Genomic DNA, 23,111 nt, shown 5'->3' on the forward strand with positions numbered 1-23,111 from the left:
CCGACATGGCGGACGAAGTTACGAACGCAATTGATTTCAACGACATCAAGCAATCGGTCGAGGAGAATGTGACTGATGGATGATGTCGAAAAGAGCTGGAAGGATTTCCGGGAAAAGGTTCGAGGTGTGATCGCGGACCATGGAACTCCAGATGATCTCCGCTCATTTGACGCCTGGTACGCCGAAGAAATGCGTTTGGTGATGGCGCACAACTACCCAGCTCCGCACGTCTTTGACGTCACATGGTCGACCGAGGGTCTGCATGTCGAGTGTGATGACCGCGAAGTGGTCGACCGTATGATGACTGCTGTGGCGGAGGTTTCACACGATCTCAAAGAGGCGCGGGCCCGGAGGTCAGTGATGAGCAGTGTTGTCGACTGGAATGATATTCATGGAAGCGTCTTCAAGCAGCTTGGTGAGTATCGTGCCGGGTGGGCGGAGCAGCTTACGCTTGCACTAGAGAAAGTGAAGAGGTTGATCGACGAGCAGCCCGACCTGTTTGGTGATGAACGCCCGTCCATCGTTCAGATCAAACAGAAATGGGGAGGCTTGCGCGTCTATGAGGGCCCGGGCTGCAACCAGGCTACGAGTGAAGAGATTCAATGGCGTGTCGATCAGATTGAGCAAACCTGTGAAGGTTGTTCTAATTCTGCCCAACGCCAGACCATCCTTGGGTTTGTGACGACGCTTTGCAGCTGGTGCTACAATGATGCTCTGCGGCGGCGATTTGAGGGCGCCGAAGAATCTTGGCCCGAAAGCCTGAGGCTGGACATTGTGGAAAACTATCCAGACCTCGTTTCTCCGGACTGCGCATCTCTTGTTCCTGCTGTCGGAAAGGGTTGGCTCGTCATGATTTCGCAAGCACTCCACAAGCTTTCCTTCAGTCAGGATTTCAGGGCACTGGACCCTGGAACTATTCAGATCTCGGATATTAAGAAAGGCCAGGATGGCAAGATTTCCATCGGTTTCAGTCGATACCACGATCTCATTCAGGAGTACGCTGACTGGATGGAATTTCGATGCGGTGTGACGTGTGAAGAGTGTGGCCACGTTGGTGACATCGTTCGGACAGCCGACGGGTCTCAAGTGCTCTGTTCTCACTGTTACTGTACTCGGGAGAAGTCTGATGGGTGATGACGACGACGTTGAGCTGGATGAACAAACCTTGCGTTTGCTTAGGCTTCGGGAGGCTGAAATTGCGGCCGGTCGAGCAAAACTAACCAAGCCGATTACCTCGGATGAGATCCGGTCGCGAAAGGTGCCTGATCCGAAGAGTAAGCCAGATGAGTGACGAGACTTCAGAAGAGGAAATCCCAATTTTCGTAATCTGCGAGACTTTGGTGAACGGCAAACTTCGAGAGATTGAAGGAAAGGCGATCACTGTAAAACCAAACAAGATCTTAGTCTTGACGACCAGTGTCGAGGATGTTGAGTGATGACAGATGATTTTTCAGAAGAAGAGATCTTCGGGCGCCCGTTACAGGATGTTCCTCTGGATGACTTGATCGCAGAGTTGCAAGCTCGTCGCAAAGAGGGTCCGGAGGTCTGGCTTGCGTTGCGCAAAATGATTTTCGAGCAAATCGCCGATTTTGCACAGCGTCCGACCGATGCGCCCAAATGGCGGGATGAATGGGTCAAAGAGAACACCTGGAATCTAGTGACTGACGACGATGATGTCGAGATCACGGATGGCAGCGGCAACGTGTTCGACGACCTAGGGATCGAAGACCCAAGGAAAAAGACTTAGTGATGGGGCCCGAGCATTTCAGCTTGATCTTATCCGCCGTGATCATTGTCGCGTTGGCGATCTACGTCAGACACATCGTCTACACCGCTGGAAAAGATCGCGAAGTCGATCCAGAGCGAGTGCAAAGGATAATGCGAGATCTGGACTACAGCCACCTGAACCGAGTGATGAACCTGCCAAAGAAGGGGTAGCGGGATGTTGAAGGTGGTTGTCTATGTTGGTGATCAAGAGGTCGCCCGAGCTATGGCTGAGAACGATTCAGAACTCGCGGACGTGTCTGATTACAATATTCGAATGAACGAACGGGCCGCTGAACAGCTGGGCATTCAGGAAAAAGGCCTTGGCGGCAGAATTGAAGACCACCCACGAAATCAAACTGTTTGGTCGCTTGTTCGCAAGATCGCGGACATGTGGCTGCTAACAACCGGAGTGGATATGGAAAGCGCTCAGGCAAAGCTGCCGCCGTTGATCCGTGAGTCCATTCGCGAACCTGAAGAGAGGGTCGAAAAGGAATCGAACCAGAGTGATGATTGGAATGCTGTGGTTAAACAGATTTCTGATGACGAGCCCTATTCCCTGGGCTTCTACGCTGACAAATTTGAGTCGTGGACAGGGGACGAGATTGAAGCTCTTCGATGTGATGTGGTTGAGACAGCTACAGAGGAAGAACTAGCGGCCGAGGTCGAACGCCGGCGAAGAACTGGTCTAGTGCCCAAAGAGGCCTCGAATGATGGCTTCTCAAATCTGGTTGATGATCTCTGGGGCAAACTCGATACAGACCCAGACCGCTAGTACAGCTTACCTGCCGCCATTACCAAATACTTAACATAAGAAGTCATATGGCGACTGTCGTTTTAGTTGTGCGCGTTTCCTCTAAGCGCCTCTCCTGCTAAGAACCAAAGCGCTCCGGATGAGGATCATCAAGCAACGTGGCGAAAAGGCCAATCGCATTGAAATGGGTTTATTCAAAACACTGATCGGGTCCGCACGATGCGAGATCGCGATACTGCAAATGCAGTACTTTCGCGACCTGGATAAAATCATCAAATCCCGGCTTTTTTCCGCAAAACCGGTGCGTGCATTCGATAGCTCCGGGAAATAAACATTTCTGCCGTTGATGACTTGCAGGGCAATCCGCGCAATATCACTATTGGACTAACCGCCGTGAAACCGTTCCGATTGATTGACTGCGATAGTGTCGGAGCACATTGAGCGGAGACTGCCGTGGGTTCCAAAGAGCCCCGGCTCCAGTTTCAACAAGCGGCGAATCACCTCGCTCAGGACACGGGTGGATTGGCTGTTGAGGTCATTTGACCAGACGAAAGTGAAGGAATTCTATTCTTACATTTGAGCGTTCTCTCATGCCTCAACAACAACTATCTCTCTTTCAATTTATCCTTACTCGGAAGAAGTGAATTAGGCAGAGCCTAATTCAGGGCCCCATTTTGCAACACAAGCGCACCCAAGGATAAATGTTTAAAAACAGTGTCTTATTGAGAATCCTGCGGGAATTTGGTATGCTGATTGGCGTGTCGAACCTATCCCAAACTGGGGGGTGCACGAAATGAAAGCGAGGCTGAGAGATATGCCATTCGTTGTAGATAAATTTGCTGCCGGTGACGCAGTGCTGAGTTCGGAGGCGCCTTTTCGTTGAAAAAGACGAAAAGCACAAATCGGCTAATCAATGAGGTAGCCAGTTGTTTAGAGTGGGGTCGAATGATCTGACAAATTTGTCACATTTTATCGGCATGAAAGTCACATCATTTATACCCGCATCTTTTCGCTTGCACAGACCTCCGAGTTTTGAGTACGAGAAGCGCCCATGCAAAATTCTGTCCATCATATCGCGCCCAATCAGATACGGGTTTTCTGAGTTTCCGATCCGTTGGTAGCTCTCTTCAGCGATAGGTCCACATATCCTTCTTCTGCTGCGAGCTCCTGTAGGCACTAAGTCGATATGAGGCGCTTGTCATGGCGTTTACTACAAAACTTTTGGGGTTCTTGAAGACGTGTTGCGATAGCCATCGCGACATCACTCCTTCTTTTGCTCCACGTTTCTTGAATCTCACGCGAATAGCCGTGTGATCGGGCGGTTTCGGCCGCCTGCTTCCCACCAAAATTCAAATCACGAGTTTTTCTACCGAACGCGTTCGGTGGGCTCGATAAGACGTGAGGTATTCACATGAAGAAGAACTTTCCTGACGGAATCCGGCTCCCGTCAGATTTTCGTTCAGACCGTCCCATTGCGAAAGCCGCGAAACGCCATTGTACTGCTTACACCGTGATCGGTTCGAACCCGGGTGTAAGGGTTCAGGCGGAGTCTCAACTTGAGTTGGTCAATCTGCTGGTAATGCACGCGCAGCTCGAGGTTGAAGACATCTTCGATCAAGTGCGGTTCCGTTGGAATGGCTTCAGCGAAAAGGTGCGAGAGCATGTGTTTGATTACGTCGCGCACATCCGTGGAGGCTCTAAAGTTGCTTTCGCCGTAAAGCCAAGCTTTCAGGCCACGAAGTCGGTATTTGTAGAAAAAATGCAAGAGGTTGCGTGGTTCTCCGTTCAGTCTGGCTTTTGCGATGAAGTACGTATCCTGACGGAACGCAGCGCAGATCAGATTGAAAAGAGGAATGCAGAGCTTTTCTGGGCCGTGCGGCAGCCTATGCCGAGTGCTGACGACGTAGCTTGGAATGTAGCTCAAGACCTTCTGGGTGCAGCCTCACTGCGTGACCTTACAATCAAAACTGGACTTGGTGCCGACGGTTGGCGAGCGCTCGTGCGTTTGGTTGCCGCTCAACATCTTGTGCCACTTACCCGCGAAATCATCGACCCCCAAACACTTGTCCAACGGAAAGGATAATTCCCATGACTGTTCACTATGATCTGACCAAGAAAATCGCTGAAGCGAAGAATACCGCAAACGCTTCAACAAAAAGCCGCTTCGAAATCTCGATGCATGACCGCGTAACTATTGCAGGCAAACGTATGCGGTTGGCCGGCAAAACTGCAAACGGCTATGTCCTTTACCCAACTTCCGGATCAGGACTTGCCGAGTTTTTTGGTTATGAAGAATTGAGCCGTCGCAACGCCTCTGGCGAAATTGTGCATGAACGTAACCACTTCCTGCCCAAGGCGGATCGCAATCAAAACTTCAATAATTCTATCTCGCTGTTCGATTTGACGGAAAAGCAGAAAGAGCGGTTCTGGAAACGCTTCAGCTTGGTAAGCGCTTATCTGGAGCTGGAAAGCGAGGATCGTGTCTCACCAAATGACAAGTCGATCAAGGAGTGTATGGCGGAAATTTGTCAATTGGCCGCAACAATTGCCTCGGAAGAGATGCGGACCCCCGAAGAGTGCATGCGCGACGAAGAAATTCGGTCTGGAAAGCGGCGTCGTCGGCAGGGCGGCGGACGGATTGTAAGGAGCGTTGAGCCCGTCCATGCGACCACGTTGAGGAAGTGGGTGACCGCATATCGTCGAAATGGCAAGCTTGGTCTTCTCGATAGCGTTCACAACCGCGGAAATCGGTATAGCTATTTTAGCTCCGAAGAGCAGAAGTTGCTCAATTCAGAAACGCGAAAAAGTTACTTCAATCTCAACCGTCCCACCCAAGTAAAAACCACAGAAGACGTTCAGAGGGCGTTTGAAAAGGTCAATGAAGATCGCAAAAAGGAGGGTCTGACCCCGCTTCGGGTTCCTAGTCGGTATGCGGTGCGTCAATGCATCAAGAGCTTCAGTGAGTTCGAAGTTTTGCTGCACCGGTACGGGTACGACGAGGCGATGAAACGGTGCAAGCCAGTTGGGCGAGGGATCGAAACATCCCGGCCACTTGAACGGTGCGAAATGGACGAATGGCGAGTCGATCTTCGCACTCTGGTTTCTAGTACACGTCTCGGCGAACTTTTGACCCTGAAAGAGCTTGAGGACCTCGGTTTGCTTGGTGAAAAGGGGGCAAAGAGCACACGTTGGTGGTTGTCTGTCATTATTGATTGCCGCAGCCGCTGCATTCTTGCGATGAAGCTGACGAAGAACCCTAAATCCGCCACAGCAATCGATTGCTTGCAAATGGCGGTACAGGATAAAGGTGCATGGGTGGATGCCGTAGGCGCCGAAGCGCCTTGGGACATGTTTGGTTTGCCGGAAGTCCTTGTTACTGACAATGGAGCTGCATTCAAATCTCAAGAGTTCATCAGCACTTGCCTGGATCTGGGTATTACCGTCGAAAAAACCATCGCCGGCATGCCTGGTATGCGCGGAACAGTCGAAAGGTTTTTCAAGACTGCATCGACGGGGCTTGCCGCCCGACTTCATGGTCGCACGTTTTCGAATTCGGTTGAACGCGGAGATCATCCGACAGAGGAGCGCACCTGCTTGAACACAGAAGATCTGTGCTTTGCGCTGGTACGCTGGATTGTGGACGTTTACCATAATACACCTCATGAAGGTCTGCACGGCCGGACACCGCTCGAGCAGTGGAACAAAGACATCGCGGACGGCAACTTCCCCGCTCAGGCAGCGCCTGATATGCGCAAGAGGCGGCTGATTTTTGGAAAGAAACTTGAACGGACCCTGAGCAAATCAGGTGTCACAGTTTTGGGTGTTCAGTACCACTCAGAGCAATTGGCGGAGTGGTTTGCGCATCGTGGCAAGCAGGATCTGCAAGTCAGCTGGTTGCCTGAGAATATTGGGACGATCTCTGTGAAGCTTGGGGAATACTGGCATGAAGTGCCAGCGGTTTACGATGAATTCGACAGTGTTCATGCACAACAGTGGGTTGCAGCTCGACGCAAGATGAAGAGTGCTGAACCGCGCCAAAGAGCGTGGGAACAAAATGTCGTCGCAAATGCACTTGAAGCCATTGACGCAATGAACCTCAAAAAATCGCTCGAGTTTGGTCTGGTTTCACAGGTCTACTCTGAGACACGCTTGGCGGCGTTGGAAAAGGAACTGTTTGTCGGATTTTCCGTTTCCTCGTCTGAGACACGGCTGGAACAGAGGCCAACGCAGTTTGGCACTACCGTTGCTCCGAAAAAACCGGACTACTTGTCCGAGGGCGAGGGTAACCACGACCGCCATCCACTCGTTGAAAAAGATGTTTGGGAGAGCGACGAGGAGGGTGACAAATGAACCAGACTAACCCAGTTATCGATCCTCAGACTGTTATGCAGTCGTTGCGGGCCAAGTACTTCACAAACAATCGGCACCACCAAATTACGCGTGAACTTGACCGTTTGCTTCAACCCGACCAGCAAGGTGGTAGGTTGCCTGCTCCGGAACTCCATGCAGGAGGGCTTGAGGCCAGGGGGCTTATGGTTGTTGCGAAGCCGGGAGATGGCAAAACTACCGCGGTTCACAGGGTCCTGAGTCGCCACCCGGCGTTGCAAGCGGCGACGGGGCAGGACTCGCCTCGGTACATCCGCATTCAGGTGCCAAGTCCAGCAACACTTAAGAGCTTGGGCCGAGCCCTTCTCGGAGAACTCGGAATGACCGGTGTTTCAGATCGAGCCCCCGCTTGGGACATCTGGCGTGTCGTGAAGCATCGCTTGTCGTTGTTGGGCATCGTCGTGCTTTGGATCGATGAAGCCCAAGACGTTTTCTTGTCACGCTCAGCACGTGAGATTGACGACATGCTCAAAACGCTGAAATCGTTGATGCAAGGAGACCAAGCAGTGGTCCTCGTTCTCAGTGGTACTGACCGGCTTCTTGAGGTGGCGCGCTACGACCAGCAAGTCGACCGACGGTTCAGAAAAATCATGTCTCGACCGCTTGTCGTGGGTCACCACGAACAAAACCTTCAAGGCTTGATTGATACATACTGTCAGATGGCCGGTATCCGGCCCGACATCGAACCGGATACACTGAGGCGACTTATCCATGGCAGCCGGGGTCTGTTCGGAAGAGCAATCGAGACTATCCTCGCGGCCATCGAACAAGCCCTCTACGAAGAGAGCTACTGTTTGAAGCGATCTCATTTTGCGGAAGCTTGGAGCATCCAAGAAGGCTGCTCTTGGGATCAAAACGTGTTCGAGATCAATGATTGGGCAGCGCTGGAGATTGATAGCGACGCCGAAGAGTTTGATGCAGAACGAACCCGGCGGCAACATCAGCAAGTTGGACGGGGTTGATTCATTGAATACAATTTTGCCAATGATGCCCATTTTGCCAGGTGAGAGCTTTGTTTCATGGGTCAGCCGGTTCGCCCGTGTTCAATGTGATATGTCTGCGAAAGAGTTTTCTTCTTTTGTGCGTATTCCACTTCAGGACCTCGCCAGGACCCGAGACAACGCAGTTGAGCAGATGCATCAGCTGACCGGCATTCCTGCGAAGCGACTTACGCAGGGCGGATACAAACAGCTTGCCTTTCGCTACTACAAGCATCGAGATGAAGAGTTTCATTCAGAATTCGTTGCGGGCAATCGAGTAAGTTATTGCCCGCAATGCATCTTGAACGACATCTCGGACTGCCCTCAATCGTTGAGAATGCCGGTTGGGAAGATCAATTGGGCTTTTTCACCTGTGAGAACTTGTCCCGTTCATTCCGTTCCTTTGGTCAGAGAGCCTGGGAGAGGCCGAGGCAATCTCTTCCTGGACTTGGCTGCCCATATGCCAGACGAAGCGCGATTGGCAAAGCTGGCCGAAATTGGGAAACAGAGGCGCGTCTCTGAACTGCAATCTTACCTTGAAGCCAGACTTGAAGGGCGCCCTGGGCCAGAGTGGCTAGACGGGCAGCTGATTGATCTAGCCTCACGTGCATCTGAAATGCTCGGTGCGTGTATCGCATTTGGTCCAAATGCAAATCTTCCAAGTTTATCGCAAGCGGATTGGGACTTGGCCGGGGCGGTTGGGTACGAGTTTACTCGATGTGGCCCCGAAGGCGTTCGAGAAGGGCTTGAAGCGGTGCAGAAGAAGACGCCATGCTCCAAAGTCCAAGCCGGGCCGCAAGGTGTGTTCGGTGTTCTTTACAAGTGGATTCAGTTCAAAAAAAACCGAAAACCGATTGGGCCATTTCGGGAGGTTTTCCGTGAACATATTCTGGAAACCATGCCAATTGGTGCGGGAACGATTCTGTTTGGAGAACCCGTCGTGCAGCGGCGGCGTCATTCTGTAGTGTCACTGAGCCAGAAGTTTGGTGTGCATCCTAGAACTGTTCAAAATGCGCTGATGGTCGCCGATCTGCTGCCTGCGGACTATGACGCAAAACGGGATTTCGGCGCCATTGACGTTGCACGTTCTGAAGACCTTCTCAGGAGGATGCGGCGTTCGGTTCCGATTTCTGAAGTTCCAAAATATCTAGGCTGCAAACGGCCCCAAGTGGCGCAGCTTATCGAAGCCGGCATGCTTAAACCAATCGCGGGCTGTAGAGATGGCCGAAGGAGCATTGCTCAGGGAGTTGACGCCAACGACCTGGACAGTTTTGTGAACCGCTTGCGAAGTTTCGGACAGCCCATTTCTGAACCTTCAGAGGGTGTGTTGGGAATTGCCAATGCGGCTGAAGCCTTGAAAGTGCCCGCTGTCAAGATTGTCGAACTGTTGCTCCAAAGGCAACTAACTGGAGTTGAGCTTCTCGACGAAGAACTGCGTTACCAATCTGTACTTGTTGACGTGGCAGAAGTGGGTGAAAAACTCGGTTGCCGAACTGGTTCTCCCGGGAAATCGATTTCGGATGTCGCGCGAAAGCTTGGCCTTTCTGCCAACTCAGTGGACTTCCTTCTTCGAACTCCACCAGACGGAATGGAACCGGTTCTGACAATTTGCGGACAAACTAGACACATGGGGCAGATGCGTGATCTTGTTAGCCCTGCTAGCGTGGACCGTTTCAAGTTGGACTACCAAAAGATCACCGACGTTGCGACGAGAATGGCAACAACAGTTCCGGAAGCCCGAAGGAAGTTAAAATCTCGAGGGATCTTGCCAGTTTGGGAACCCAAAACGGCGGGAGTGGAGCTCTACAGAACCTCAGAATTCTAGAAGAACAAAAGCTGAAGTAACAGCCGCCCTTCGGGGCGGCTTTTTTGTTGCCCAAATTTTTTTGTGGGCGACAATGAGTTGTCAAGATGGGTGAAGTGGCCGCGGCATAATCAAGGGTGATAATAAATATATATAAAAATCAATACTTTAAATTTTGGGAGCTGCCGATTATGGGTTATTTATGCCCGACGGAACAGTTCCGCTGAGGCAGTCTAGCCCTCTCACACCAAGTTTGTCGTCGGATATCCACTGAATTGGAACAGTTGAGGCAGCAATTGGGTTTAGTCGATGCGGAGAACGTAGGGAAAAGGTGCCAACTTCCTTACCGTTGGCCTTTGGTCCACGGGTTTGTGTAACAAGAGGCCTTTCAACACCTTCAAACCAGTATGACAATAATACCGATTGGCCGACACGTAGACCTTTCAAGCCCGGCGCAAACTCTTGATACAAGATGACTTCACATTCAGGTCCTTCGGCCTCGACATTGTTCGGGCAATCTTCAAGTCGTTCGTCGGGCGTTTTGATTCACCCAATTGGGTTGAGGGTAAGCATCTAGAGAACTTTCCAATAATCATACGGAGCGGTGTGATTAACTTGCGCTTGCTCCGGAGTCAATATTATCATACTTATGGGGATGATAATATTGGGAGTGGTTACCGCAGTATGGGCAAGATGGAAGAAAAGAGAGAAGCGAAGCGCGTCTCCATCCTGAACGCTGCTAGGGAAGAATTTCTTTCGGCGGGCTATGAAGCCGCCAATATGGACAGGATAGCTTCGCTAGCAGGCGTGACGAAGCAGACCGTCTATCGCTACTTCCCATCCAAGATCGAATTGTTTGGAACAACTATCAAGTTCCTTGGACAATCAAGCAATGCGGACTTCACTCGCCATCTTGAGCATTCTGATACGCGACAAGCGCTAGTCGGCTTCGCAGAGGGATTTATCCGCTGGCACATCCAAGAAGAACCAATGCGTGTCTTTAGGTTGCTGACCGCAGAAAGTGTCAAATCGCCAGAGATCATAGAGACTTTCTTTACAGCGGCCCCTGATGAAACAAATGCCGCACTATATAATTTCTTCAAAAAACGGCTGTCCATTTCCGATCCCCACGAGGAGATACTTCTTTATACATCGATGCTTTCAGCCTACCGGGATGAAGCTCTGCTTGGAAGAAGGCAGCCGAACGACCAGCAGATCGTCCGGCTCGCGGAGGCCGCAACCACTATGGTATTGGCTAACTCTAATCAGTCTTAGGGTTCAGTGCGCACACCGCCTTAACCGTGCGCTAGCGAACCACGAACGCTTCGCTAGCAGCGATTTTTGCCACTGAATTGGCTTCAAAGTGTTCAACAACTGACGTCCGAACCGATGGCCTTTTTAGGACGTTGTTGGACCACCGAGCGATGTTTTGTAATTCAGATAGTATGCCCGTCGAGAAATGTTCATCCAGTATCACGATGGCTCGGAGTGAAGGTGCAAACGCTGTATCTACCAGGCTGAAATCGCCCCCGTTAAAATACGTGTTATCGCCCAAAGCCTCGTCAATCGTGCAGAGTTTGGCTCTCAGCTTCTCTTTTTCAACTTCAAACACAACCTGTTCGTTGGCGGTTTTCAATTCATAGATGTGATCCAGCAGATCATAGCTGCGACCAATCCACATGCGATTCTGCGCTCTCTGGAACGCATCCTCGGGATGCAGGTCGCCACTGGTTGCGTCGTTGGCGAACTCGTTCATGGCAGCAGACTCGAATAGCGGCTTACCGTTCACCAATAGAAACGGCGTCGCGCCCTGCGGCGATAACTGGTACACCCACTTCGGCTTTTTGTCGGGCTCTATGTAAGTAACCTTGAACTCAGCGCCCTTTTCCTTGAGCGTGATTAAGGTGGGTTGGCAGAATGGGCAAAAATCATAACCTACAATCTCAAATTTAGTCATGGTCACCTCTTGCTTTGAAATTGGTCAGGAAGTTCAGTCAGTGGTTACTTTGCGTGCAGCAGGGACCACAGTGAGGCAGAGCGCATACCCGACCCACAGAACGCCAAAACTGGGCTTTCGAGATCTCCGAGCGCTTTGATAAATGCAGCCACATCTTCGCTCGTTACCGCGCTGGGGTGAACGGGCACATAGCGGGCAGCCAATCCAAGTTTGTTCGCTGCCTTGTCTATCTCGGCAAACCTGGGCTGCCCCGCAATCTCATCGTCGGGCCGATTGCAAATGATCCCCTTGAATCCAGCGTCTTTCACGGCTGTCGGGTCATTCTCAAAAATTTGCGAGCTTACGCTGAAGTCGGCTGAGATCTGTTTGATGTCCATTTTGAACTCCTGTCATCATAAAGAGGACTGAAACCTTGCGGCTTCAGTCCTTCTGTTTCGCCAGATACAGCGTGTAAGCAGTGATGGTGATCAAGATGATGGCGCCACCGGCGAGACTGTTGGCACCCGGCACTTCAGTGAAGAAAATGTATGCCCAAACTGGTGCCAGAACGGTTTCCAGCATCAGGGTCATCGAAACTTCAGTCGCTGTGGCGTAGCGAGTCGCAACCATCGACAGTACACGGCCAAACGGGGCCGTAAGAAGACCCATCACGCCCATGATCAGCCATGTGTTGGTGCTGAAGGAGGATGGTTCGGTGAAGAAGAACATGACCACTGCGACGAGGAAGCCACCGAAGCCTACCGCGCCCATGCGGCTAACGTCCGGAAATTTGCGCAGCAATGTCAGCATCAGTGCCAGAACGGCAACGGCAAACAGGGCAAGCAAGTCGCCGTATAAACTGCTGGCACCGCCACCGGTAGAACCGGAAACAACCACGACAATGCCGACAATAACCCCGATGATCGCAAACATCGTTTGCTTGGAGACACGTTCGCGCAAGAAAATCCAACCAAACAGAGCTGCAACGGCGGGTATTGCACTGAGAATTGCGAAGGTATTGACGACAGAGGTGTTCTTAATGGCGAAGACCAGGCCAGTGCTGCTGCCCAACATCAAAATGCCAGCGACAATCACAGGCCACCCGCTTTCGATCAGGACTTTGAACAAACCCCGTTTGTCAGTTACCTGAATGACGACAGCCATGGAAATTGCGGTAAACAAACCAAAAAGGAATGTGGTTTCAAGTTCATCGACTCCAGAAAGCCGGATGAACACCGGGTCGAGGCTCATCAGAGCTGCACCGACAAGCGCGATTAACATTCCTTTGAATCGAAGGTTCTTGCCTAGTTGAGCGGTTGTTGTTTCAGACATTGCCGTATCCTTTGCGTTGTAGGAGCAGCAAATGAAGTTCGGCCACTCATAATCATACTTTCAAGTGTGATTATGTTGGCGTGAGCACCAAGTCAACAATAATCATACTAATTGGTATGATTATTGATCTAACCGTATTATTGGATGGCGATAGCATTCAAATTGGGAAATTGCGGCATTTGGTGGAGTTGATTTCAATCGCGGGACGAACCAGGCACTCGTTCATTGAAACCGAGTGCCTGGTTCTGCTGGCGATGCAGACATCAACCGTGTTGTGACGTATCCCACCAATGCGGATGCATGAATTGTGGGATAGCCTTTGTCGGGCCGCTCAGTCTTTCGACTATACCTGAGGTCAACTCCAGAGCCATCCAAGCATCAGCCGCTCTCATCAATTCAGGATAAGGTGCCTGCTTTTGGGTCGGCACAAAGCCGTATCTCGGGTAGAATGTCGGGACACCCAACACGAACACTGCGTCCGTTCCGATGGACCTGAGGTGCTCGATGCCAGTCTCCATGTTTTCTTTTCCAACGCCATGGCCTTGGTATTCTGTAACAACGCCGCACGGTGCGAGCAGGTAGCATGTCGCATCGGGATGATCCGCAAAGACAAATGGCGTGAACAGCACATTACCCGCGAGTTTCCTGTCCCGTGCAGCACTGACCGAAATCGTCTCCGGATGGTCAAGGATGCTCTTGGCGAGCTGAGCTATATCTTCGCCTTCGGCCTCGCCAAATGCCAATCGGTGGACGTCTAGAATGGCGTCAATGTCATCGTTTTTCATGTGTGTTTCCTCAAGTCTGGTTCATTTGGGCGCGCACGGATGTGTTGCCCAGTTTGGTGATGCGGTATTGGCCGCCTTTGATGGATTTGATGAAGCGCTTTTCCTTGAGCCGCGTGAATACGTCCAAGGTGCAAGCTGAGAATACGAAGCCGTAACGTGTGAAGCACTGTACGGATTTGACCTTGCCGTTGTCAGCGCGCACGAATTTTATCTCGCCGCCTAAAGCGAGTTCATGCAAAACACGTTGCTCGTGCTTTGAGATGTTCATTGGGATGTCTCGATTTTACGAAAGTACAACAAACGGGCCACTCAGCGTCGCGCATGAGTGTGCCTATCAGTGTGGGTGTTCCTGAATTTGCGTCGGCAGGAACGGGCGTTAGGCCCGGGACTCTTTCACAAAATCTCCATTGTGAGAGGCCGCTGCCCCAGTCACTGTCAGCACTTAGGCTCTGAATCGGTTCAGGTAAATACAGACCATGCGGAATGCATCTATTGCCGAGAAGCAGGCGTTCGCTACACGACGCTTAAACTGGTAAGATGCGGGACAATTCCGCCGTTAGCTACAACAAATTCCAATGACCGCTTTCGGCGTTCAATAAAACTACCAAGGTATGTTCGCTTGTGTTGGCGGTAAAACACACTTTACGTGCGTGGGCCTGTCTCCAACCATGGCTCGAAAGGGTATATCTTAAAACCGCCATCCCGCATCCGTTAAGGCTGAAATCACCTCTTCTGATAAATCTGGACTGGAATAAAACACAGCTAGTACAAGATCTGGCCTGAACTCTGGCCAGGACTGTTTAAGTTGTTTTAGTGTTGCCTTTGCTTCTTCGAATTCACCCAAACTCTGATGGGCAGCCGCCAAATAAACCAAAGAGAGCGCGCTGACCGGGTCCCCATTGTCACTCGCAAATTTCAAAGATGCGATTGCTTCCCTAAACTCACCGATGTGAAAACTGGCAACCGCGTGAATGTTCCTGTGGGCAAACCGATGACTTCCTATCTCTCTGGGGTGGCTTGGGTCGCTGACGTCATACGCTTCTTCAAAGCGACCCATAACCAGTAGTATCACGCCGCGAAAGTCCAGAACGTTTCCGTCATTGGGTCGAAGCGACTGGGCGAGTGCTGAATATTCCAATGCGCTGTCATAGTCGCCAGAAACGTAAGACACCCATGCCATTGCCGATTGGCTCCAGCCGTTTGAGGGCGCAATATCCACAGCTTTCTGTGCCATTTGTCCTGAATACAGTATCAGCGCGTCACGCTCTTCCTCGCCTCGCGTTAGTAGAGCCTGGGTTCCCAGACTATGGGCCAATCCGGCATATCCACAGTAAAAATCGGGAGCCTCATTTATTGCCATTCTAAATACGTCGCTGGCCAGGATCTGGTTATCGATAGTTGCGATTGGAAACAGCAGGCCCCGAGCTTGATCGCAGTAATTTGACGCCTGTACTGCAGCGGGTGATTTAGCGGATAGAGCCTGTCGCTCAAGTGAGCGCGCGGATGTCTTTGGGTTGAGGTCGACAACCTGTTCCATGCGCCCGCCCAAGACGTAAGCAAGAGCAATGATCGCTATGGTGACAGCAGGGATACCAATCCGCCAAGGTAATCCTGGCCTGAATGGCGTGTGATCGACATTGCTCTGAATTGTACCAGAGCGGTCCTCGAACCAAGGCGCGTAGCCGCCGCTATCAATGTGAATGCGCAGATCGTCTCCAGCACCTGCCGTTTCATAGTACTGCTGAAGTTTCCGCCGTAACCGCCCCGCATCCACACGAACAACGTTGATGTGGCCGTCATCACTGGCAAAACTCTTGAAGTAAACATCCTGAGCGATTGTTTTGCCAAGAATAGCCTCGGATCTACCCGCAATGGCTTCTTCGACAACGTAGCTCAGAAAATTCCGAAGGCGTTCCGCCTTGCCAAATATGTCACTCGCCAATACCTGGTCCAGCGCGTACTTCACACGGGTCGCGTGACGTTCCGGATCAAGGGTCAATTCTCTGTCGGGCATCTGAAACTTCAAGTTTCTCTGTATTTTCAACCTCATACTGTCAAATGAATATTTGAATGTCACCCTAAATTCACGGTGTAACCCTTCCGCGTTGCGCGATGTGCCCTCAGCCTAGTGCCCAGAGATGGACTAGGCGCCAGGGCAATGACGGACATCAACTTACTAGAGCTCGCTTTTCCGGACCAAATCAGCCGCATCCGCGTTATGCGAAAGAACCATCGTGGATTCGAGGCACTTTGCGGTGACTTCGAGTTGCTCTCAACCGAGTTGGAGAGGGCCCGGAAGGTCAATGAGCGGACGTCACCATGTCTGATCGATCCTGTCACCGAAAGCCTAGACGGGCTAGCCGAGGAAATCGCCGAGCATCTCTCTCGATTCACCAATTCAGAGATTGTCCCGAAAGCCATTTCAGAAGTGGTTCCCATATTCACCCAGGCTCGAACAAAGGACTGAAAATATGCTGCAAGACAGACAGAGGAAGTCAATTAAGTCACTCAGCGCACTCGCCGTCGCAGCGACATTGTTCGCCACAAATGCGTTTGGTCAGGCTCCTCCGGTACAGGAGCCCTCATCCCAAGAAGATATTGAGGCTGCACTGACTGGCGGCGTCCCAATGGGACGTTGGAAAGAGGGTCTGACCTTTGAGGGCATCTCTCCTCAACCGTGGTTGAAAAGTGCGGCAAACTGGTTCCCACGCACAGAAGATGTACAGCCCAACGAGATGAGAATTATCTTCATGGGATCTGCCCCGTTCATTCGCCCTGGGCAAATGAACACAGCCATTCTTGTTGAGCTGGGTAACGGTAAGATTTTCATGTTTGACATTGGTGAGGGCTCACCAGCGAACATCATTGCCAGTGGATATGCACTGAATGAAATTACCGATGTATTCATCACGCACCTGCACGTGGACCACTTTGGTGGGCTGCCGTACCTGTGGATGTTCGGAACCTGGGCAGGTGGATGGCACGAGCAGTTGACGGTCCACGGCCCATCCGGCCGCACCAAGGAGTACGGCACCGCAACGATGGTAGAAGGCATGAAAATGATGACCGGCTGGCACCGGGATGCGTTCAGCGTCTTTCCCGTTGGCAAAGGTTGGGACATCGAAGTCAACGAATTTGATTTCCGTGACAATGGTGGCGTGATCTATGATGAAGACGGGGTTAAAGTCACACACTGGCAAAGAAGCCATGCCAAGGACGGTGCGTCCGGATACCGGATGGATTGGAATGGCATGTGCTTCATCTGGACGGGTGACGGTCGACCCAACATGATCGATGTTCCTTTTGCCAAAGGCTGTGATGTCTTCGTCACGGAACAGCAGCAGGAAATCATCGAAATCTCATCCGGAGTTCAAGGCGTGCCGCCATTCCTCGGGCGGTATACCGTCGATACCCATCACACGCCCAGCTATGCGGCCGGCTACATTGCCAACCTGGTGCAACCCAGGCTTTTGATGAACACTCACATGAGCTATGACCCCTATCAGATCGAGGAAACCGTAGCGGAAATCCGAGAGCATTGGAAAGGCCCCTATCACTTTGGAGCGCCTGACGGGATCGTTGTGAACGTCACCAAAGATCAGATATGGGTTCGCGAAGGCATATTGCCCGAGTTTCCAAACTCACGTGCGCCGCAGTTTGACTTTAGCAATGGTCAATTGATCGTGCCGAAGCCACCCCATCGGCGCGAAGACATTCAAGAACCCTACGTGCGCGATATGGAGATCGATCCTAAGCTGTACTATCCCGAGGGATATCATCCTGAGCTGCTGACAGAGTGGCCAGTTGATGACGACCTTGTTGTTCCTCTGGAAGCGCTTCCCGAAAATCTGAAAGAGAGTATGGGCGCGGCGTGGCGCCATCGTGAAGCCAACCGCAAAGTGTTGGAAGAGCAAGGTGACAACTAAGTCATCATGACAAACAGGGCGATCACTCGTAAGTTTGGGTGGTCGCTCGAATTTTCCGGAAACATCACGAAGGAATGAAGTCTTGTTAATTGTACTCGGCCTCTACTTTGGAATAGTCTGGCTGGTCTTTTCCAAGTTTCACCTTCTCCCCTGGAATGGATTCTGGAAAACTCTGGTTTACGGTGTAGCCGCTGTTATCGCTCTGGTGGTCATCGGTGCGCTGAACCACTCAACTCCGACTGGCCCGGTATCCATTCAGGGTGTTTCAACGAATATTGCTCCGAACGTGGCGGGCACGGTTACAGAAGTCGTTGTGGAGCCAAACCAGGAAGTCGCAAAGGGCGAGACCCTATTCCGGATAGATAATGAGGTTTTCAAAGCCGAGGTTTCCCGGCTCGAAGCTGTCCTGGAAACTGCAAAGTCATCTGCCGACCAACTGGTATCAGATTTATCAGCTGCCGAGGCCGAGATTGAATCCTTGACTGCTCAGCTGACTTTCGGAATTCAGCGTCGTGATGACATCATCCGTTTGGAAGAACGCGGGGCTTCAACCACGTTCCAACTGCAAGAGGCTGTCTCAACCATCGACCAGTTGACCGCGAATATCCGCGCAGCAGAAGCCCGGAAGACAAGCCTTGAACGGCGTATCGCCGCGAAGATCGACGGGCGTGACGCAGGTGTTGTGGAGGCCGAGCAGACACTTGCGCAAGCTCTTTGGGATTTAGAGCAAACAGTTGTAAAAGCGCCGGGAAACGGCGTTGTCACGGCTGTATCACTCCGACCAGGCAACCGCGCCACTCCGCTACAAGGGGCAATAACTTTTGTCAAACCTGGGGACTATGCAGTAATTGCAACTCTGCCCCAATCCAGTCGCGCTAATGTTTCGGTCGGTGATGAAATCCGGCTGGCATTTAGAACGGAACCCGGTGGAGAAATTACCGGCCGTATTTCCGATTTTCCGGTCGGAACTGTCGAAGGTACTGTTGATCTTAGATCAGGCCTTCCCTCATTGCGCGAACTAGCCGGGATATCCAGCTACATCGTATTGGTTGAACTACCTGCAGACGCAGACAATAATTACTTGCAATTTGGAACGTCAGGAACAGCTTTGGTCAAGACAGACAAAGCCGGAGCCATTGGTGTTTTGGCAGAGATCCTTTTCTGGATCACTAAAAAGCTCAATTATCTTTGAAAAACCAAGCCAAAGCATCTGTGTCATCAATGAAAACTGTTGAACTCAAATCCTTGGTGTTTCGGTGGCCCGGTCAACCTGACCCGGTTCTCTCAGTCGATAGCTTCGATCTTAAGGCCGGGGAAAGTGTGTTTATGAAAGGCCCCAGTGGCAGCGGAAAGACCACATTGCTTTCGGCAATTGCTGGCGTGATCGATGTACCGCAAGGCGCGGTTCGCGTTGCAGGCACGGATGTCGGGGCTTTGGCCGGAGGTGATCGTGACCGTTTTCGCGTGGATCATTTGGGGATTGTTTTCCAGGTCTTTAATCTCTTGCCTTGGCTCAGTGCGCTTGAAAACACGTTGCTGCCCTGCCGGTTTTCAGCGCAACGGCGCAATCGGTCGGGGCCAGACCCCAAAGCTACCGCAACACGGTTGCTAAGTGAGCTGGGTCTCGAGGATGCTGAGCTGATCAATCGACCTGCCAGCGCACTGAGTGTTGGGCAGCAACAACGCGTTGCGGCGGCGCGTGCTCTGATAGGGGCGCCTGAAGTGGTTTTGGCGGATGAACCCACCTCGGCTTTGGATGAGGAAGCGAAAGACACGTTTGTCCAGTTGTTGTTGAAGGAATGCAAAGCATCAGGGGCGAGTTTGTTATTTGTCAGCCATGATCGCAGCCTGGAAAAACACTTCGATCGGAGCGTTGACTTGCCGATGCTGAACGCGGGCAAAACGTGATGTTCAATCTTTGTTATAAAAGCCTTCTCAATCGCCGCTTCATCGCTGCGTTAACTGTTCTTAGCATTGCCTTGAGCGTGGCTTTGATTGTTGGGGTTGAACGACTGCGAACAGAGGCACGAGCGGGTTTTGCCAATTCTGCATCAGGGATCGACCTGATCATTGCGGCACGCGGAAACGATGTGCAGATCCTGATGGCAACGGTTTTTGGTGTCGGCACAACTGGCGTTGGTATCAGCTGGGACAGCTACGAGATGATCGAAGATCTGCCCCAGATAAGCTGGACAGTGCCAATCATGATGGGTGACAACCACCGAGGATATCCCGTGATCGGAACGTCCGAGCAATATTTTGACCACTTTCGTCATAGTGGCGGCCGGCAACTGATATTTGCTGAAGGTGTTCCGTTTAAATCTCCAGATGGCGCAGTGATTGGAGCAAAAGTTGCTCAGGCTTTCGGGTACACGTCAGGTACTGAAATCGTGAATGCCCATGGCTCAGGGGAAGTTGCCTTTGATGTGCACGACGAAGCGCCATTCACAGTGACCGGCGTGCTGGGGCATACCGGGACGGCCGTCGACAGAATGGTTTTTGTCTCACTCGAGGGTTTTGACGCCTTGCACGAAGAACCTGCAACAGAGGTTGCGGACCCATTCGTTTTGATCGAAGCACCAGAAGTCGCCGGAGAACACGAAGACCATGACCATGTGGAGTTAGACGAGCCTGACGAGCACGAAGAAGGGCATCAGGAACATGACGACCGTCATGCTCACGGAAGCGGCCATGAAGACGAGGGGCAAACTGTCACGACCTCTGACGGGCACGATCACGATAGCCATGATCATGAACCGGGGACCATCAACGCGATTTTTGCCGGGCTGAAGGAGAAAACGGCGGTGCTTTCAGTTCAACGGCAACTGGCAGACCATCGCGACGAGGCACTGACCGCTGTTCTTCCTAATGTTGCGCTGTTGCAGCTTTGGTCGATTACCAGTACGGCCGAGACTGCGCTGCGTCTGATGGCAGGCGCTGTGGCAGTGGCTGTAATGATCGGCATGGTGGTCATGTTGTCTGCTTCGCTCGACAACCGGCGGCGTGAATTTGCGATCCTTCGATCCGTGGGCGCAACACCAGTCGGCGTGTTTTCCCTGATCTTGCTTGAAGCCGTTTTACTGTTGTTGGCCGGCATCGTGCTTGGAGTAATCGCACTCAGCGCTCTCACGCTCGTGATAGATCCGATTCTTGCCGCAAATTTTGGGCTTCGCATCGGTGTTGGCCTGCCGAGTTTTCGCGAGGTACTTCTCATAGCCCTCGTTTTCTGCTCTGGTCTTCTTGCCAGTATCATACCTGCGTTAAGGGTGTACTGTATGACGCTATCAGACGGACTGTCGGTGCGGCTTTAAATAAGAGGATCCGCTGAAATGAAGACCATTGCGCATTTTCTGAATATCTTATTCGCCCTTGCGATTGCGGGGCCTCTTCTAGCAGCGGATCCGCGCAACATAAGTTGGCAGGATCTCCTTCCTGAAGAGCGGCCCTACCACGATCCTTTTACCACCCTAGAATATTCTCAGGTCAATGCGTTGGCCATGCTTTATCGGATTGAGGTTCTGCATGCGGACACTGCGGATGACGAGAAGCGCGCCGAAGCGTTTCAGATACGCGAAGACCTCGTATCTCAAGGCCTTGACCCAGATTGGTTGTTTGAACAACGCGAAATTGTGATGAACCAACGGTTGATTGCCGCGCGCGAACCGAACCTTGACCTTTTGGGAGAGAACGTGCGCCTTCCCGGCTATCTCCTTCCCCTGGATATTGTCGACCAGAAGGCGGTCGAATTCCTTCTGGTTCCGACAGTTGGAGCCTGCATTCACACACCACCACCTCCAGCCAATCAGATGGTTTATGTGCGATACGAACAAGGCTTCGAACTCGATGAGTTATATAAGCCAGTCTGGATAAGCGGAGAAATGCGGGCACTGAGCAGGTCCCAGTCACTCAATTTCGTGGACGGCCAGGCAAATATCGAAACCTCATATGCGATGGATGCGCTGTCGGTAGAAATCTATGACTGATCAGTCAGACTAGAGGTCCGTTCTATGGCTTCACCGGGATAAATCTTTGCACCGCACCCCTGTATCAGGATCTTTGGTTCGTGCAGATGTGACGCTGCAAATCTCTTCTGAAGCTCCTTGATGATCAATAGGGCGATTTTTTTGTCACGATCCGCCATTTCGTGACCACACCATTCCGCGCGTACGGGGTTCACAAGTACACCCGGCAACCCTCGCTGGTTAATCAGCTTATCATAAGTAGCAAGAACTCTTTTTCATTGCTCTTGATCGATCATGTTGTCTCTTTGACCTATTGATCAGAGTTCTTAATCGCATCGCATACCGCGCTTGTAAGCCGCCTTTCGTGCGTGTCGCAGCATCCGTTAGTTTGGGCTCTCTTACGCTGTTCGCTACAATCTGTACCAATGACTGCTATCATGTGCTGCGTGGTCAGGAAAAGAAGCCTGGCTGCTTTGCTCAGCTACTGGTCGGGCTTTGCATCAGTCAGTGAGCGTGTGAAAGTCGTTATCATGGCCATTGCTGCATCTTTGTCTTTACCAACCTGTTTCAATCAGGTCGAACCGCTGAGCGACAACCTTAGGTTCATAGCTGTGGACGTCGAGACTGCCGGGTACGATATCGCGAGCATCTGTCAAATTGGCCTCGCTTTTGTTGGGTTTGACAGCTCAATTGTAACTTATAGTGCATACATCGATCCCTGCACGCCATTCGCTGCAGGCAACACCCGATTGCATGGCATTGATGCTGCGACTGTCAAAAACGCCCCCAAATTTGCAGAAGTACTGCCAGACCTGCGTCCGGTTCTTGAAGCAAATCCGCTTATTCAACATAGCCGTTACGATGAGAAAGCCTTTGATGCAGCGTGCCGACTTGCAGGACTTCAAGTGTTGAAGTCGGTATGGTCAGACAGCGTTACCATCGCTCGCCAAGCCTGGCCGGAGTTGAGGGGCAATGGTGGGCATGGTCTGGCCAATCTCAAGAAGGTGTTAGGGCTTCAATTCAAACACCATGATGCCGGAGAAGATGCACGTGCTGCTGCTGAAGTTACTTTGAAAGCAGAAGCTTCAATGGGGCGAAAAATCGGGCTGCTGAATGCCTCACAGCAGTTGGTCTTTGATTTTCAGTAGTGCGAGAGGGCGACTTCGTGGGCCTTAAGGCATTAAAACAACCATCAGCTCAAACTGAGGGCTCAAATTTCATGAGAAATAGTATTTAGATTTAATGTGCATGCTATGTGTATTTTATGGGCGCCAAAGAGTAACATTCAAAGATGGGTCTCGATTAAGGCTATGATTTGCATGCCAAAAGTGTTTGCCAAATGGGCAAACTATGGGTCATTTTACATTCAAATTGGTCTGACCAAAGAAGCGCCAAACCTGTGTTGAGCAGGTTTGGCATTTTTTTGAAAGCCCAACACCACGCAGGCCAAGGACGAACGGGACGTTATGTTTTGAAGGTCGT

25 protein-coding genes are annotated in these 23,111 nt (G+C 51.6%); 18 read left to right on the plus strand and 7 right to left on the minus strand.

Annotation, left to right across the window (positions count from 1 at the left end; translation table 11 throughout):
- Window positions 1–75 precede the first annotated feature (75 nt).
- The 10 genes from AC2FI8_RS09290 to AC2FI8_RS09335 all read left to right on the plus strand — a co-directional run bounded on the left by AC2FI8_RS09290 (window position 76) and on the right by AC2FI8_RS09335 (window position 9,709).
- Complete coding sequence (locus tag AC2FI8_RS09290) at window positions 76–1,134, plus strand: hypothetical protein (RefSeq protein WP_496778680.1); 1,059 nt, start codon at window positions 76–78, stop codon at window positions 1,132–1,134.
- Window positions 1,127–1,291 carry a hypothetical protein gene (locus AC2FI8_RS09295; protein WP_496778682.1) on the plus strand — a complete coding sequence of 55 codons (165 nt, stop codon included), beginning with the start codon at window positions 1,127–1,129 and terminating at the stop codon, window positions 1,289–1,291. The genes AC2FI8_RS09290 and AC2FI8_RS09295 overlap by 8 nt, the downstream gene beginning before the upstream one ends.
- Complete coding sequence (locus AC2FI8_RS09300) at window positions 1,284–1,436, plus strand: hypothetical protein (RefSeq protein ID WP_496778684.1); 153 nt, start codon at window positions 1,284–1,286, stop codon at window positions 1,434–1,436. Before AC2FI8_RS09295 ends, AC2FI8_RS09300 begins: the two co-directional genes overlap by 8 nt.
- Window positions 1,436–1,747: a hypothetical protein gene (locus AC2FI8_RS09305; protein ID WP_496778686.1), complete on the plus strand. Its 312-nt coding sequence runs from the start codon at window positions 1,436–1,438 to the stop codon at window positions 1,745–1,747. The genes AC2FI8_RS09300 and AC2FI8_RS09305 overlap by 1 nt, the downstream gene beginning before the upstream one ends.
- A 2-nt stretch (window positions 1,748–1,749) precedes the next feature.
- Entirely contained in the window at window positions 1,750–1,938 is a 189-nt protein-coding gene (locus AC2FI8_RS09310; protein ID WP_496778687.1) for a hypothetical protein, read from the plus strand.
- 4 nt (window positions 1,939–1,942) lie between these two features.
- Entirely contained in the window at window positions 1,943–2,539 is a 597-nt protein-coding gene (locus AC2FI8_RS09315; RefSeq protein ID WP_496778688.1) for a hypothetical protein, read from the plus strand.
- A gap of 1,390 nt (window positions 2,540–3,929) precedes the next feature.
- Complete coding sequence (locus tag AC2FI8_RS09320) at window positions 3,930–4,601, plus strand: hypothetical protein (protein ID WP_496778690.1); 672 nt, start codon at window positions 3,930–3,932, stop codon at window positions 4,599–4,601.
- A 5-nt stretch (window positions 4,602–4,606) separates the two neighbouring features.
- Entirely contained in the window at window positions 4,607–6,868 is a 2,262-nt protein-coding gene (locus tag AC2FI8_RS09325) for a TnsB C-terminal domain-containing protein (RefSeq protein WP_496778692.1), read from the plus strand.
- Window positions 6,865–7,866, plus strand: coding sequence for a TniB family NTP-binding protein (locus AC2FI8_RS09330; protein ID WP_496778694.1), 1,002 nt, complete (start codon window positions 6,865–6,867; stop codon window positions 7,864–7,866). Before AC2FI8_RS09325 ends, AC2FI8_RS09330 begins: the two co-directional genes overlap by 4 nt.
- Window positions 7,820–9,709, plus strand: a complete 1,890-nt coding sequence (locus AC2FI8_RS09335; RefSeq protein ID WP_496778696.1) for a TniQ family protein — start codon at window positions 7,820–7,822, stop codon at window positions 9,707–9,709. Before AC2FI8_RS09330 ends, AC2FI8_RS09335 begins: the two co-directional genes overlap by 47 nt.
- A 168-nt stretch (window positions 9,710–9,877) precedes the next feature.
- On the opposite strand, the gene AC2FI8_RS09340 is transcribed toward AC2FI8_RS09335, so the two are convergent.
- Window positions 9,878–10,234, minus strand: a complete 357-nt coding sequence (locus tag AC2FI8_RS09340; RefSeq protein WP_496778832.1) for a TrmO family methyltransferase domain-containing protein — start codon at window positions 10,232–10,234, stop codon at window positions 9,878–9,880.
- A gap of 138 nt (window positions 10,235–10,372) precedes the next feature.
- On the opposite strand from AC2FI8_RS09340, the gene AC2FI8_RS09345 reads away from it, so the two are divergent.
- Window positions 10,373–10,963 (plus strand): TetR/AcrR family transcriptional regulator, encoded by a 591-nt coding sequence (locus AC2FI8_RS09345; RefSeq protein ID WP_496723914.1) that lies wholly within the window; start codon window positions 10,373–10,375, stop codon window positions 10,961–10,963.
- A 31-nt stretch (window positions 10,964–10,994) separates the two neighbouring features.
- Here AC2FI8_RS09345 and AC2FI8_RS09350 read toward each other — a convergent pair whose 3' ends face one another.
- The 6 genes from AC2FI8_RS09350 to AC2FI8_RS09375 all read right to left on the minus strand — a co-directional run bounded on the left by AC2FI8_RS09350 (window position 10,995) and on the right by AC2FI8_RS09375 (window position 15,818).
- Window positions 10,995–11,645: a glutathione S-transferase family protein gene (locus AC2FI8_RS09350; RefSeq protein WP_496778698.1), complete on the minus strand. Its 651-nt coding sequence runs from the start codon at window positions 11,643–11,645 to the stop codon at window positions 10,995–10,997.
- 44 nt (window positions 11,646–11,689) lie between these two features.
- Window positions 11,690–12,022 carry a protein tyrosine phosphatase family protein gene (locus AC2FI8_RS09355; protein WP_496778700.1) on the minus strand — a complete coding sequence of 111 codons (333 nt, stop codon included), beginning with the start codon at window positions 12,020–12,022 and terminating at the stop codon, window positions 11,690–11,692.
- A gap of 43 nt (window positions 12,023–12,065) precedes the next feature.
- A complete protein-coding gene (locus tag AC2FI8_RS09360) occupies window positions 12,066–12,956 on the minus strand; it encodes a DMT family transporter (RefSeq protein WP_496778702.1) in 891 nt (296 codons plus the stop codon).
- A 263-nt stretch (window positions 12,957–13,219) separates the two neighbouring features.
- Window positions 13,220–13,741, minus strand: a complete 522-nt coding sequence (locus tag AC2FI8_RS09365) for a GNAT family N-acetyltransferase (RefSeq protein ID WP_496778704.1) — start codon at window positions 13,739–13,741, stop codon at window positions 13,220–13,222.
- A gap of 10 nt (window positions 13,742–13,751) precedes the next feature.
- Window positions 13,752–14,009, minus strand: coding sequence for a YjhX family toxin (locus tag AC2FI8_RS09370; RefSeq protein WP_496769145.1), 258 nt, complete (start codon window positions 14,007–14,009; stop codon window positions 13,752–13,754).
- 420 nt (window positions 14,010–14,429) lie between these two features.
- Window positions 14,430–15,818, minus strand: a complete 1,389-nt coding sequence (locus AC2FI8_RS09375) for a tetratricopeptide repeat protein (RefSeq protein WP_496769142.1) — start codon at window positions 15,816–15,818, stop codon at window positions 14,430–14,432.
- A gap of 81 nt (window positions 15,819–15,899) precedes the next feature.
- Here AC2FI8_RS09375 and AC2FI8_RS09380 point away from each other — a divergent pair, with 81 nt between their 5' ends.
- The 7 genes from AC2FI8_RS09380 (at window position 15,900) to AC2FI8_RS09410 (ending at window position 22,777) form a co-directional block, all read left to right on the plus strand.
- Complete coding sequence (locus tag AC2FI8_RS09380; RefSeq protein WP_496769140.1) at window positions 15,900–16,208, plus strand: hypothetical protein; 309 nt, start codon at window positions 15,900–15,902, stop codon at window positions 16,206–16,208.
- A 4-nt stretch (window positions 16,209–16,212) separates the two neighbouring features.
- Window positions 16,213–17,667 (plus strand): guanitoxin biosynthesis MBL fold metallo-hydrolase GntH, encoded by a 1,455-nt coding sequence (gene gntH, locus AC2FI8_RS09385; protein WP_496724566.1) that lies wholly within the window; start codon window positions 16,213–16,215, stop codon window positions 17,665–17,667.
- Window positions 17,668–17,701: 34 nt separating this feature from the next.
- Window positions 17,702–18,859, plus strand: coding sequence for an HlyD family secretion protein (locus tag AC2FI8_RS09390; RefSeq protein ID WP_496778706.1), 1,158 nt, complete (start codon window positions 17,702–17,704; stop codon window positions 18,857–18,859).
- A 29-nt stretch (window positions 18,860–18,888) separates the two neighbouring features.
- A complete protein-coding gene (locus AC2FI8_RS09395; RefSeq protein WP_496778708.1) occupies window positions 18,889–19,575 on the plus strand; it encodes an ABC transporter ATP-binding protein in 687 nt (228 codons plus the stop codon).
- The gene (locus AC2FI8_RS09400) at window positions 19,575–20,978 is read left to right on the plus strand and encodes an ABC transporter permease (protein WP_496778710.1); all 1,404 of its coding nucleotides are present in this window, start codon (window positions 19,575–19,577) and stop codon (window positions 20,976–20,978) included. Before AC2FI8_RS09395 ends, AC2FI8_RS09400 begins: the two co-directional genes overlap by 1 nt.
- 18 nt (window positions 20,979–20,996) lie before the next feature.
- Window positions 20,997–21,650 (plus strand): DUF3299 domain-containing protein, encoded by a 654-nt coding sequence (locus tag AC2FI8_RS09405; protein ID WP_496778712.1) that lies wholly within the window; start codon window positions 20,997–20,999, stop codon window positions 21,648–21,650.
- Window positions 21,651–22,159: 509 nt separating this feature from the next.
- Window positions 22,160–22,777 carry a 3'-5' exonuclease gene (locus AC2FI8_RS09410; RefSeq protein WP_496769156.1) on the plus strand — a complete coding sequence of 206 codons (618 nt, stop codon included), beginning with the start codon at window positions 22,160–22,162 and terminating at the stop codon, window positions 22,775–22,777.
- The last annotated feature ends 334 nt before the right edge of the window (window positions 22,778–23,111 follow it).

Source organism: Ruegeria sp. CDSB029 (assembly GCF_059611125.1).

Excerpts from the sequence above, each read along its gene's own strand:
- gntH (WP_496724566.1), top strand. The coding sequence starts at position 16,213 with ATGCTGCAAGACAGACAGAGGAAGTCAATTAAGTCACTCAGCGCACTC.
- AC2FI8_RS09400 (WP_496778710.1), top strand. The coding sequence starts at position 19,575 with ATGTTCAATCTTTGTTATAAAAGCCTTCTCAATCGCCGCTTCATCGCT.
- AC2FI8_RS09325 (WP_496778692.1), top strand. The coding sequence starts at position 4,607 with ATGACTGTTCACTATGATCTGACCAAGAAAATCGCTGAAGCGAAGAAT.
- AC2FI8_RS09295 (WP_496778682.1), top strand. The coding sequence starts at position 1,127 with ATGGGTGATGACGACGACGTTGAGCTGGATGAACAAACCTTGCGTTTG.
- AC2FI8_RS09330 (WP_496778694.1), top strand. The coding sequence starts at position 6,865 with ATGAACCAGACTAACCCAGTTATCGATCCTCAGACTGTTATGCAGTCG.
- AC2FI8_RS09405 (WP_496778712.1), top strand. The coding sequence starts at position 20,997 with ATGAAGACCATTGCGCATTTTCTGAATATCTTATTCGCCCTTGCGATT.
- AC2FI8_RS09360 (WP_496778702.1), bottom strand. The coding sequence starts at position 12,956 with ATGTCTGAAACAACAACCGCTCAACTAGGCAAGAACCTTCGATTCAAA.
- AC2FI8_RS09300 (WP_496778684.1), top strand. The coding sequence starts at position 1,284 with ATGAGTGACGAGACTTCAGAAGAGGAAATCCCAATTTTCGTAATCTGC.
- AC2FI8_RS09395 (WP_496778708.1), top strand. The coding sequence starts at position 18,889 with ATGAAAACTGTTGAACTCAAATCCTTGGTGTTTCGGTGGCCCGGTCAA.
- AC2FI8_RS09310 (WP_496778687.1), top strand. The coding sequence starts at position 1,750 with ATGGGGCCCGAGCATTTCAGCTTGATCTTATCCGCCGTGATCATTGTC.
- AC2FI8_RS09290 (WP_496778680.1), top strand. The coding sequence starts at position 76 with ATGGATGATGTCGAAAAGAGCTGGAAGGATTTCCGGGAAAAGGTTCGA.
- AC2FI8_RS09335 (WP_496778696.1), top strand. The coding sequence starts at position 7,820 with ATGCAGAACGAACCCGGCGGCAACATCAGCAAGTTGGACGGGGTTGAT.
- AC2FI8_RS09345 (WP_496723914.1), top strand. The coding sequence starts at position 10,373 with ATGGGCAAGATGGAAGAAAAGAGAGAAGCGAAGCGCGTCTCCATCCTG.
- AC2FI8_RS09355 (WP_496778700.1), bottom strand. The coding sequence starts at position 12,022 with ATGGACATCAAACAGATCTCAGCCGACTTCAGCGTAAGCTCGCAAATT.
- AC2FI8_RS09350 (WP_496778698.1), bottom strand. The coding sequence starts at position 11,645 with ATGACTAAATTTGAGATTGTAGGTTATGATTTTTGCCCATTCTGCCAA.
- AC2FI8_RS09320 (WP_496778690.1), top strand. The coding sequence starts at position 3,930 with ATGAAGAAGAACTTTCCTGACGGAATCCGGCTCCCGTCAGATTTTCGT.
- AC2FI8_RS09365 (WP_496778704.1), bottom strand. The coding sequence starts at position 13,741 with ATGAAAAACGATGACATTGACGCCATTCTAGACGTCCACCGATTGGCA.
- AC2FI8_RS09315 (WP_496778688.1), top strand. The coding sequence starts at position 1,943 with ATGTTGAAGGTGGTTGTCTATGTTGGTGATCAAGAGGTCGCCCGAGCT.
- AC2FI8_RS09305 (WP_496778686.1), top strand. The coding sequence starts at position 1,436 with ATGACAGATGATTTTTCAGAAGAAGAGATCTTCGGGCGCCCGTTACAG.
- AC2FI8_RS09380 (WP_496769140.1), top strand. The coding sequence starts at position 15,900 with ATGACGGACATCAACTTACTAGAGCTCGCTTTTCCGGACCAAATCAGC.
- AC2FI8_RS09370 (WP_496769145.1), bottom strand. The coding sequence starts at position 14,009 with ATGAACATCTCAAAGCACGAGCAACGTGTTTTGCATGAACTCGCTTTA.
- AC2FI8_RS09410 (WP_496769156.1), top strand. The coding sequence starts at position 22,160 with ATGGCCATTGCTGCATCTTTGTCTTTACCAACCTGTTTCAATCAGGTC.